This window comes from Caulobacter sp. AP07 (assembly GCF_000281955.1).
Lineage (GTDB): Bacteria > Pseudomonadota > Alphaproteobacteria > Caulobacterales > Caulobacteraceae > Caulobacter.
Window position 1 is genome coordinate 1 of the sequence record NZ_AKKF01000072.1, and the last position, 6,625, is coordinate 6,625.

The 6,625-nt window shown below is 70.8% G+C and carries 10 protein-coding genes; 5 read left to right on the forward strand and 5 right to left on the reverse strand.

Translation table 11 applies throughout. The features are described 5' to 3' along the window. Together PMI01_RS26360 and PMI01_RS05225 are read right to left on the reverse strand one after the other, a co-directional pair. On the reverse strand, positions 1 to 155 hold a 155-nt coding region (locus tag PMI01_RS26360; RefSeq protein WP_007664769.1), incomplete at its 3' end, for a multinuclear nonheme iron-dependent oxidase. Positions 156 to 286: 131 nt separating this feature from the next. After that, a complete protein-coding gene (locus tag PMI01_RS05225; RefSeq protein WP_007664772.1) occupies positions 287 to 574 on the reverse strand; it encodes a BufA1 family periplasmic bufferin-type metallophore in 288 nt (95 codons plus the stop codon). A 202-nt stretch (positions 575 to 776) separates the two neighbouring features. Here PMI01_RS05225 and PMI01_RS05230 point away from each other — a divergent pair, with 202 nt between their 5' ends. Together PMI01_RS05230 and PMI01_RS05235 are read left to right on the forward strand one after the other, a co-directional pair. Then, positions 777 to 1,319, forward strand: coding sequence for a sigma-70 family RNA polymerase sigma factor (locus tag PMI01_RS05230; RefSeq protein ID WP_007664773.1), 543 nt, complete (start codon positions 777 to 779; stop codon positions 1,317 to 1,319). Continuing rightward, positions 1,306 to 1,947 carry an NrsF family protein gene (locus tag PMI01_RS05235; protein WP_007664776.1) on the forward strand — a complete coding sequence of 214 codons (642 nt, stop codon included), beginning with the start codon at positions 1,306 to 1,308 and terminating at the stop codon, positions 1,945 to 1,947. Before PMI01_RS05230 ends, PMI01_RS05235 begins: the two co-directional genes overlap by 14 nt. A 141-nt stretch (positions 1,948 to 2,088) precedes the next feature. Here PMI01_RS05235 and efp read toward each other — a convergent pair whose 3' ends face one another. Then, positions 2,089 to 2,655 (reverse strand): elongation factor P, encoded by a 567-nt coding sequence (gene efp, locus PMI01_RS05240; RefSeq protein WP_007664778.1) that lies wholly within the window; start codon positions 2,653 to 2,655, stop codon positions 2,089 to 2,091. A gap of 111 nt (positions 2,656 to 2,766) precedes the next feature. On the opposite strand from efp, the gene epmA reads away from it, so the two are divergent. Next, positions 2,767 to 3,816 carry an EF-P lysine aminoacylase EpmA gene (gene epmA, locus PMI01_RS05245; protein ID WP_007664780.1) on the forward strand — a complete coding sequence of 350 codons (1,050 nt, stop codon included), beginning with the start codon at positions 2,767 to 2,769 and terminating at the stop codon, positions 3,814 to 3,816. Here epmA and PMI01_RS05250 read toward each other — a convergent pair. Continuing rightward, positions 3,813 to 4,661, reverse strand: a complete 849-nt coding sequence (locus PMI01_RS05250; RefSeq protein WP_007664782.1) for a class I SAM-dependent methyltransferase — start codon at positions 4,659 to 4,661, stop codon at positions 3,813 to 3,815. The two genes, epmA and PMI01_RS05250, sit on opposite strands and share 4 nt — an antisense overlap. Before the next feature lie 65 nt (positions 4,662 to 4,726). Here PMI01_RS05250 and PMI01_RS05255 point away from each other — a divergent pair, with 65 nt between their 5' ends. After that, positions 4,727 to 5,152: a helix-turn-helix domain-containing protein gene (locus tag PMI01_RS05255; protein ID WP_035034736.1), complete on the forward strand. Its 426-nt coding sequence runs from the start codon at positions 4,727 to 4,729 to the stop codon at positions 5,150 to 5,152. A gap of 47 nt (positions 5,153 to 5,199) precedes the next feature. Next, complete coding sequence (locus PMI01_RS05260; protein WP_007664786.1) at positions 5,200 to 6,246, forward strand: lysine-2,3-aminomutase-like protein; 1,047 nt, start codon at positions 5,200 to 5,202, stop codon at positions 6,244 to 6,246. 10 nt (positions 6,247 to 6,256) lie between these two features. Here PMI01_RS05260 and PMI01_RS05265 read toward each other — a convergent pair. Next, positions 6,257 to 6,625 (reverse strand): CAP domain-containing protein (locus PMI01_RS05265; RefSeq protein WP_007664788.1); only part of this gene is annotated, 369 nt, incomplete at its 5' end.

Sequence of the window (6,625 nt, forward strand, 5' to 3'; positions counted from 1 at the left end):
CGCGTCTCGCGGATCGCCCCCAGCCAGCGCAGGCGCGGCCCACCGGCGGCCATGTAGTTCTCGGGATGGACCTCGAACCACAGCCCATCGGCCGCGGCGGCCAGCGCCTGCGCGTAGTGCTGCGATTTCAGGCCGAGGCCGGCGGTGGGGAGCATGGTTTGATCCAGCAACAAAGCTTGTCATCCCGGACGAAGCGAAGCGCAGATCCGGGACCGCCGGAAACGCATGCGCTCTGGGTCGGTCCCGAATCTTCGCGCTTCGCGCTCGTCCGGGATGACGGCGTCGGTTAGGCCTTCGGGGTCAGCGAGCCCGTGCCGTTCGGGGTCTTGAGGGTGACGCAGGTCCCCTTGGCGACCTTCTTCCAGGCGTCGCCCTGATAGTCGGCCTTCGAGGTGCCCGCGCAGCTGGTGCCGGCTCCGGCCTTGCAGTCGTTCTGACCGGCCTTGGCGACGCCGTAGCACTTTTCGGTCTCGGCCTTGGCGGGCTTCATGTCGTCGCGGGCCATGGCGGCGCCGGCGCTCAGGGCGAACACGGCGGCGAGGGCGAGGGCGGGAGCGTTCACGTTGCGGCTCATGGGGGACGTTTCCTTCGTCTGTGGCTTGACCGGCCCGGCGCCGGTCGTCGGCCCGTTCTGCGTGGTCATCAGCAGGTACGGACGCGGCGAAACGAAGGTTACATCGTTGGGCGAACAAAATTCGCGGATGGTCGCAACCCGGTTTCCGCCCGGGGCGACGCCGTGTAACCATTCCGCCGTCTCGCGCGAACAAGGGGGAGGCGTGACGGAAACCGAAGCCCGCCTCAAGGCGCTGATGCTGCTGGGCCTGGACGGCGACGCTCCGGCCTATCGGTTGTTGCTGTCGCTGCTGGGCGGCCGTCTGCGCGCCTATTTCGAGCGCCGCATGCGCGACGCCCCCGGCGATGTGGAGGACCTGGTGCAAGAGACCCTGATGGCGGTGCATACGCGGCGCGCGACCTATGATCGCGCCCAGCCGTTCACCCCCTGGGCCTTCGCCCTGGCGCGCTACAAGCTGATCGACCACTGGCGCCGTCGCAAGATCCGCGTGACCGTGCCGATCGACGACTATGTGGAAGTGCTCGCCGCCTACGCCCCGGAGCCGGGCTCGGCCATGGACCTGGAGCGCGCCCTGGACACCTTGCCCCAGCGCCAGCGCGACCTGGTGCGCGGCGTCAAGATCGAAGGCCTCAGCCTGGCCCAGGCCGGCGCGCGGGCCGGCGTCTCGGAAGGCGCGGCCAAGGTCGCCCTGCATCGGGCCTTGAAGGCCCTCGGCGAAAGGATGCGTGGTCGTGCGGACGGATGATCTGATCGATCAACTGGCGACCGACCCGCGCCCCATTCGCGAGGGCGCGGTGCAGCGCCGCTTCCTCGGCGTCGCCGTGGCCGGGGCCCTGGCGGCCCTGGTGCTGGTGCTGGTCTGGCTGCACACCCGCCACGACCTGGCCGAGGCGATGACCGGCCGGATGTTCTGGATGAAGGCCACCTACACCGCGCTGCTGGCCCTGGCCGGCTTCTGGGCGCTGGAGCGCCTGGCCCGGCCGGACGGCGCGCCTCGGCGGGCCCTGATCTTCGGAGCGGCGGTGCTGGTGGTGTTCGTCGTCGCCGGCCTGACCCAGGGCCTGCTCAGCACGCCCGAACAGCGGATGATCATGTTGCGCGGCCATTCGTGGACGGTCTGCGCCGGCAACATCCTGACCCTGTCGCTGCCGGGCCTGGCGGCGGCGCTGCTGGTGCTGCGCCGCATGGCCCCGACCCGCCCGGCCCTGACCGGCTTCGCGGCCGGAGCCTTCGCCGGCGGGGTGGCGGCCACGATCTATGGCCTGCACTGCGCCGAGAGCACCATGGTGTTCGTGGGGGTCTGGTACACGCTCGGCGTGCTGGTCGTCGGGGCGCTGGGGGCGCTGATCGGGCGCTGGGCGCTGCGGTGGTGAGCCACTTGCCCCCACCTGGCGGCTACGCCGCCTGTCCGCCCCCATAGGGGGCGGAGCCTGGAGCGCGAGGCTCTTCCCCCTATGGGGGAGGAGCGCCGAAGGCGCGGAGGGGGCAAGTGATCGCCCCCTCGACCTCTTGAGTTAGTCCTTCGCCCGTTCCTGGTACGAGCCGTCTTCCGTCAGGATGATCACCCGGGTGCCGGCGGCGATGTACGGCGGCACCATGGTGCGCACGCCGTTGCTGAGGATCGCAGGCTTGTACGACGACGACGCCGTCTGGCCCTTCACCGAGGGTTCGGTCTCGACGATTTCCAGGGTCACGGTGCGCGGCAGTTCCAGCGCGATCGGCAGGTCGTTATGGGTCGACAGCTGGACGACCATGCCTTCCTGCAGATAGGCGCCCAGGTCACCGATCACCTCGGGGGTGGCCACGAGCTGGTCGTAGCTTTCCGGGTTCATGAAGTGGTAGCCCTCGCCGTCCTGGTACAGGAAGGTGTGGTCGCGCTGGTCGACGAAGGCGCGCTCGACCGTCTCGGTCGTGCGGTAGCGTTCCGACACCTTCACGCCGTCCGAGATGCGGCGCATGTTCAGCTGGGTGACGGGCGTGCCCTTGCCCGGGTGGATGTTTTCGACGTTGAGGACCACGTAGAGCTTGCCGTCCATATCGACGACGAAACCCTTCCGGAGCGAGCTGGCGGCGACTTTCACGTATTCTGTCCTTGGTCCCGCGGCGGCCCGGGGCCGCGCGATTTGCGTTGGATATCGCCCTCCTATAGCGATCCGCACCAAGATAACCACCCCCGTCCCAGGGACTTCTCCGTGCAAGCAGCCTCTCCGTCGCCCTGGTGGCGACCCGAAAGCCATAGCGACCGGCGGCCGTTCCTGCTGGCCCGCAACCGGATCAAGGCCGCGTTCCGGGCCTGGTTCGAAGGGCAGGACTTCCTAGAGGTCGAGACCGCCGCCCTGCAGGTCTCGCCCGGCAACGAGGCCCACCTGCACGCCTTCGCCACCCAGGCCCTGACGATCTCGGGCGAGGCCGCGCCGCTTTACCTGCACACCTCGCCGGAATTCTCCTGCAAGAAGCTGCTGGCGGCGGGCGAGCGGCGGATCTTCGATTTCGGCAAGGTCTGGCGCAACCGCGAGCGCGGGGCGCTGCATCATCCGGAGTTCACCATGCTGGAATGGTACCGGGTCGACGCGCCCTACCAGACCCTGATGGACGACTGCGCGGCGCTGCTGGCCCTGGCGGCCGAGACGGCGGGCACGCGGGAGTTCCGCTTTCGCGACCACGTCTGCGACCCGTTCGCCGCGCCCGAGCGGGTGACGGTGGCGGAGGCCTTCGATCGTCACGCGAGCATCGACCTCCTGGCCTCGATTTCCGCTGATGGAGCCGTCGATCGCGACGCCCTGGCCGCTTCGGCGCGGGCCGTCGGGATCCGCGTCGCCGACGACGATACCTGGGCCGACGTGTTCAGCCGGGTGATCGTCGAGAAGGTCGAGCCGAACCTGGGGATCGGCCGCGCCACCATCCTCTGCGAATATCCGGTCGCCGAGGCCGCTTTGGCCCGGCCCAAGCCCGGCGATCCGCGCGTCGCCGAGCGGTTCGAGCTCTATGCCTGCGGGGTCGAGCTGGCCAACGCCTTCGGCGAACTCACCGACGCCGCCGAGCAGCGCCGCCGCTTCGAGGCCGAGATGGACGAGAAGGCCCGGGTCCATGGCGAGCGCTACCCGCTGGACGAGGACTTCCTGGCGGCGCTGGCGATCATGCCGCAGGCCTCGGGCTCGGCGCTGGGGTTCGACCGGCTGGTGATGCTGGCGGCGGGCGCGTCGCGGGTGGACCAGGTGATGTGGACGCCGGTGGCGGGTTAGCCCCGCGCCCGCACCAGCCAGCAGGCGGCGGTGAAGCGCGCCACGCCGTCGGCCAGGAAGGGCTCGAAGCCCCGCTGCACGGCGGCGATCACCGCGCGGCGGCGATCCGCCTCCAGGCCCGGCAGCACCAGGCTCACCGGCCCCATGCGGGTCAGGTAGGTTTCCAGGTCGTCCGCCGACAGCGCGCAGGCGACGTCAAGCGGCTGGAGGTCGACGTCCCGCCACCCGGCCGCCGACAGTACCCCGCCGACGCGGTCGGGATCGGCGAAGGCGAACTGGCCGGGCGCGTTCGGGGCGCGCGGCGGCTGTTCGGGCAGCAGCGGGGCGGCCGCCCGTTCCGCCGTGGTCATGAACGGGTTCTCTTCGATCCCGCGCCAGGCGATGCAGGCCAGGCTCGCCTCTGGACGCGTGGCGCGCCGCAGGTTGGCGAAGGCCGCGACCGGGTCGTCGAAGAACATCACCCCGAACCGCGAGATCACCATGTCGAACGTCGCGGGCTGGAAATCGCACCGTTGGGCGTCGGCGACGACGAAGTCGGTGTTCGAGGCGCCCATGTCGGCTGCGCGCCGCCGCGCCAGCGCGATCAGCGGCGCGGACAGATCGATCCCGGTGCAGCGGCCTTCCCGGCCGAGGCCTCGCGCCACGGCGAAGGTCGTCGCGCCGGCGCCGCAGCCCACGTCGAGCACCTCGCGCGCGCCCTCTTGCCGGGCCGCGTCGAGCAGCGTCCGTTCGAAGGGTTCGAACAGGCGATCGAGCATCGCGTTCTGCTCGACCCAGTTCTGGCCGGCCAGGCCGTTCCAGAGCTCGGCCTGAGCCTGGTTGGCCTCGATCTTCGACTGCGTCACACGATCCTCCTTGCTTTCAACGTGGGCTATGGACGAGGCTACGACTTCAAGCCGACTTGAGGTCAATGGTGAAACTTCTCGACATCGCGGAGGTGGCGCACAGTACCGGAATGGCCGCCTCCCGGCTGCGTTTCTACGAAGAAAAGGGCCTGATCGGTTCGATCGGTCGACGGGGGCTCAAGCGGCTCTTCGAGGCCAGCGTGCTCGAGCGCCTGTCGCTGATCGCCCTGGCCCAGACGGCGGGGTTCTCGCTCGACGAGATCGCCGGCATGTTCGACGAGACGGGGCGGCCGCGCCTGGACCGCGTCCAGCTCTCGGCCAAGGCCGACGACCTGGACCAGACGATCCGCCGCCTGGGCGCGCTGCGCGACGGCCTGCGCCACGCCGCCGCCTGTCCCGCGCCCAGCCATATGGAGTGCCCGACCTTCCGGAGGCTGCTGAAGGGCGCGGCCGAAAGCCGGCGGCGCAGGTGGGTCGAGGACCTCGGCTAGGCCGCCGCATTGCTCCGGGCGTCCTAATCCGCCATATCCCGCGCCTCATGACCGTCGCCCGCACCCTCCGCAGCGCCACCGCCCTGGTCCATGCCGGCCTGATCGCTCCCGAGCGGCTGCCGGCCCTGGAGCGGGTCGCGGCGCGCTATGCGGTGGCGATCACCCCGGAGATGGCCGAGCTGATCGACCCGGCCAACGCCGACGATCCCATCGCCCGCCAGTTCCTGCCGCACGAGGCCGAACTGACCCAGACCGCCGTCGAGACCGGCGATCCGATCGGCGACCTGACCCACAGCCCGGTCGAGGGCGTGGTCCACCGCTATCCCGACCGCGTGCTGCTCAAGCCCACCCACACCTGCGCGGTCTATTGCCGGTTCTGCTTTCGCCGCGAGATGGTCGGGCCCGAGGGCCTGGCGAACCTGACGCCGGCCCAGCTGGACGCGGCCTTCGCCTATGTCGCTTCGCATCCCGAGATCTGGGAGGTGATCGTCACCGGCGGCGACCCGCTGGTGCTGTCGCCGCGCCGGCTGCGCGACCTCGCCGAGCGCCTGGCGGCCATCGACCACGTCAAGGTCGTGCGCTTCCACACCCGCGTGCCGGTGGTCGATCCGGGCGCGGTCACCGACGAGATGGTCGCGGCGCTGAAGGTCCCGGGCAAGGCGGTCTATGTCGCCCTGCACGCCAACCACGCCCGCGAACTGACCCCGGCGGCGCGGGCGGCCTGCGCCCGGATCATCGACGCCGGGATTCCGATGCTCAGCCAGACGGTGCTGCTGCGCGGCGTCAACGACGACCCCGACGCGCTGGGCGGCCTGATGCGGGCCTTCGTCGAGACCCGCATCCGTCCCTACTACCTGCACCACGGCGACCATGCGCCGGGCACCGGCCACCTGCGGACCACGGTGGACGAGGGCCGGGCCCTGATGCGCGCCATCCGCGGCCGGTTCTCGGGCCTGTGCCAGCCGACCTACGTGCTCGACATTCCCGACGGCCACGGCAAGGTTCCGATCGGTCCGGACTATCTGGCCTCGGCCGGCGAGGTCGAGGACCCCAACGGCGGGGCCCACGCCTATCCGCCGGTGGCGAAGCCCTAGACCCCCGGTCTCACCTCTCCGCCGAGCGCTGTACGATCGCGCCGGCGAAATCGATGACGCACATGGCGCCATAGGCGCCGTGCGGGCCACAGGCGACGCCCGCCGACCGGTAGCCCTGGGTGAAGATGTTGCGGCGGTGGCCCCGGCCCGCGACCCCCGTGTCGATGATCAGCTGGCGCACGACGGCGCGCGGCTCGTCATAGCCGTAGGAGATGTTCTCCGCCGAGATCCCCGCCCAGACGCCGTGGTTGCGCAGGCGTTGACCCAGCGATCCCGCCGGTCCGTGGCCGACGCCGCCGCGCCGCGCCTGGGTCGCGGCATGCTCGCGCGCCGCCGCCGCGATCCGGGTGTCGCGCGCCAGCGGCGGCAGCGCCGGCTG

Excerpts from the sequence above, each read along its gene's own strand:
- PMI01_RS05260 (WP_007664786.1), top strand. The coding sequence starts at position 5,200 with ATGACCGTCGCCCGCACCCTCCGCAGCGCCACCGCCCTGGTCCATGCC.
- PMI01_RS05255 (WP_035034736.1), top strand. The coding sequence starts at position 4,727 with ATGGTGAAACTTCTCGACATCGCGGAGGTGGCGCACAGTACCGGAATG.
- PMI01_RS05225 (WP_007664772.1), bottom strand. The coding sequence starts at position 574 with ATGAGCCGCAACGTGAACGCTCCCGCCCTCGCCCTCGCCGCCGTGTTC.